This window comes from Mesorhizobium sp. M8A.F.Ca.ET.218.01.1.1, from assembly GCF_004791165.1.
GTDB lineage: Bacteria > Pseudomonadota > Alphaproteobacteria > Rhizobiales > Rhizobiaceae > Mesorhizobium.
Map to the genome: position 1 here is coordinate 1 of NZ_SRUZ01000236.1, position 279 is coordinate 279.

Here is a 279-nt window from a genome sequence, read left to right on the forward strand (position 1 = left end):
GGATACGCGTATGAGGGGCACACATACGATCTGCCAAAGCCCAAAATTATGTTGATACCCGCGCCTCCGCTAGAGATACCCGGCGATGATTCCGGATATGATCTTAAGAAAGACTACTACAGGGTCTGGATCGTTGATAAACTCGACCAATGCGTCGAGTTCGAAATGAACCAGGGCTTTGTCGAACAGCTTGTTCTCGAGGCCAACCTTCCCGGTAAGCGCTCGCCGACCATGTACGCGGCCAGGCAGGCGCTTGGGCACCGCAGTGGCAGACTGACC

1 protein-coding gene is annotated in these 279 nt (G+C 54.8%); it reads right to left on the reverse strand.

What is annotated here, in order from left to right:
• Nucleotides 1–69: 69 nt before the first annotated feature.
• Nucleotides 70–279: hypothetical protein (locus EN861_RS35985; protein WP_210235228.1), on the reverse strand; the 210-nt coding region annotated here is incomplete at its 5' end.